The sequence below is a fragment of the Paraglaciecola sp. genome, assembly GCF_039942875.1.
GTDB lineage: Bacteria > Pseudomonadota > Gammaproteobacteria > Enterobacterales > Alteromonadaceae > Paraglaciecola.
In genome coordinates, this window is record NZ_JBDVBQ010000028.1 from 1 (window position 1) to 2734 (window position 2734).

Here is a 2734-nt window from a genome sequence, read left to right on the forward strand (position 1 = left end):
TACAGTCAAAGCATCAGTGACCTGATAGTTAGATGCGATTCTGATGGTTGTATATTCTGGTAACGTAAAGGTTGGGCTACCAAATTCACCACTTCTTTCACCTACATAAACTAAGCCCGCGATTAAATCCAAATCTTTACCCGTTAACTCGGTTTGTTGAACTAACTGTAAGCTCAATTGATTCTCTGCGATATTCAGAAGGTCTGATCCGGCAGGAACATAGGCGTATGAAATATAATCGGTATTGAAGGTGACTATATTAGAACATAACAAGGTAAAGAAACTAAGTTGTGCCTGACATGTGACCCATTAAGTAATTTTTACTGGATTAATAATAGCTTGCAATAACAAAACTTACATTTTAAAATCTATGTTTAATTCAGAGTGAAAGATATAAAATGATACCCCATATGAATAAATTATCGCTTCTACTATGCATTACTCTTATTTCCGTCTTCTCAGTAGAATGTTTGGCGACTTCAACAGAGCGAGAAAACCAAGTTCCTCAAGATGCGCAAGCAGCTATGGTAGATAAATCTATTTCACCTATGATAACCAAGTTTATGGCAAAGGATGATATTCCTGGCGTAGCAGTGGTGGTGGTGAAGGATGGTAAGATATTGTTTAAGCGCGGTTATGGTTTTGCTGATGTGGCCGCACAAACACCAGTTAATCCCGACACGAGTCTCTTTCATATCGGTTCAGTCACGAAGCTATTTACTGCAACGGCTGCAATGCAACTTTATGAACAAGGAAAATTGGATCTCCATGTTAGCGTAAATGAATACCTGACCAATATGAAAGTGGAAGAGCCGTTTGAACGCCCTATTACAATGGCCGACCTTCTCACTCATCGCGGAGGTTTGGGGTACAAACTTCTTGGTACTGTCACACCTTTTGGGCAGGTATCATCACCGCTTGGTGAGCATCTTCCTGCAGTGTTACCTGGAGCCGCTCGTACGCCTGGATTTGTTAGTATCTACTCGGATTATGGTATAGCGCTAGTAGGCCGAGTAATTGAAGAAATATCTGGAGAAAGTTACCAAGACTATGTTGCAAATCATATTTTCAAGCCTCTTGAAATGAAAAATTCCGGAACAATTCTAACACCAGAAAAATCTCTTAAAATGGCAATGCCCGGTGCATCGATAGAAGGTACGTTCCCACCAGAAGAGTTTAATTACAGTAACTTCGCGCCAGCTACCGAGGTTCATGCTAGCGTAACAGATATGGCAAAGTTTATGCTTATGCAGCTGGGCCATGAAGGTGCAAGTTCCGCTCAGATCCTAATGCCTAAAACTAGACAACTTATGCAGTCACGTCAATACAGTCCGCACCCTTCTGCTTTTGGTTGGGGGTATGGATTCAGGGAAGATAAAATAAACGGACATCTTACTGTCGGTCATGACGGCTCTTGGTTCAATCATTTAGGAAAACTGACATTAGTGCCCGAACAAGACTTAGGTATTTACGTTGTGATGAACAGACGAAGTAAAGCGATCATGCATAATACTACCCAAGCCGTCATTGATATATTTTTGCCGCAAGTTGAAAACCTATTGCCGACTGGAAATGAACAGCCAACATCAACACCATTGACACAATTTTCTGGCACATATTTACGCGGTCAGTTTGATGCAACTGGAACAGAGAAGCTAAAATTGCTTGCTGAGCAACATAAAATATTTGATGTGACTGTCGATGGAAATGCCCTTATTATCAGAGGAGAACGTTACTATGAGATGGAGCCTAACTTATTTCTAAGCGAAGACGGCCACACCAACGTTGTATTTGTGCGTGACCCATATAATAACGACCTCTATATTACATTTAATGGAAGCTCGGGACATGTTCGTGTCAGCTGGTTCCAAAAGTTATCGTCTCAGCTAATAGTCTCACTGTTAGCATTAGTTGGCATGGTGCTAGCTGCCTTCATCCAGATGAGGAAAGGAACCAATCCACGTTCGCTGAAAATTACCAATCTCGGATTTCTAACTACCAGTGTTGTTTTTATCCCCGCCGTTTTTGCCATCATGTTGCAGGGGCAGGCAATTGGGCTTCACATTGCCACACCATTATGGGTTGACGCAGTGCTTAACATTCCATGGCTATTAGCTGCTTGGCTATTACTAAGCATCATACTCGCGTTCAAAAACCGCACCCAAACAAATCTTATCGTGCAACTATGGTTTACTGTTAGCGCCATAATGTATCTCGCTGTTATGGCAAACTGGAATTTGCTGTAGTGAAGATTACTCAAATAAGAGTGCAATAACGCTGCGATACCAAACCATGTAACAGAACCGCTTTCAAAGGGGTCAGTGCAAAATAAATAGGGAGCTTTCAGAAGGGCGAAGGCTTAAGGGAATAGGCTAAACGGCCTAATGTAAGTCAGCCCTTGTACATTAGGGACTTAAGCGATTGGTATCAACTATAAAAAAAGCATGATTTGAGTCTCAGGCTAATGAAGACAAACGCCAAGGGTTTACTGAGTGTGTCTCTGAATATAAAAGGCAGGGCAAAGAAATTATATACTTGACGAAAGTTGCTTTGCCAAGTGTATACCCTGCCGGCGAGGTGGAATGGGGTTAAACCCTGAGGGATCCCCACGAATATTCAACCATTAAAATTGTCTGCAATCATAGTTCTGAGATTTAATTCTGCCATTTCATATTGCTCGCAAAGCAATATGAAATGCTTATCTACGAAGCCCCGCAAGCCTAAATAATGAAAC

1 protein-coding gene and 1 pseudogene are annotated in these 2734 nt (G+C 41.6%); one reads left to right on the forward strand and one right to left on the reverse strand.

Annotation, left to right across the window (positions count from 1 at the left end; translation table 11 throughout):
* Positions 1–273, reverse strand: a pseudogene (locus ABJE44_RS10845) (hypothetical protein); the annotation flags it as partial.
* A gap of 197 nt (positions 274–470) precedes the next feature.
* Between ABJE44_RS10845 and ABJE44_RS10850 the strand changes: the two are divergent.
* A complete protein-coding gene (locus tag ABJE44_RS10850; protein ID WP_348113465.1) occupies positions 471–2246 on the forward strand; it encodes a serine hydrolase domain-containing protein in 1776 nt (591 codons plus the stop codon).
* The last annotated feature ends 488 nt before the right edge of the window (positions 2247–2734 follow it).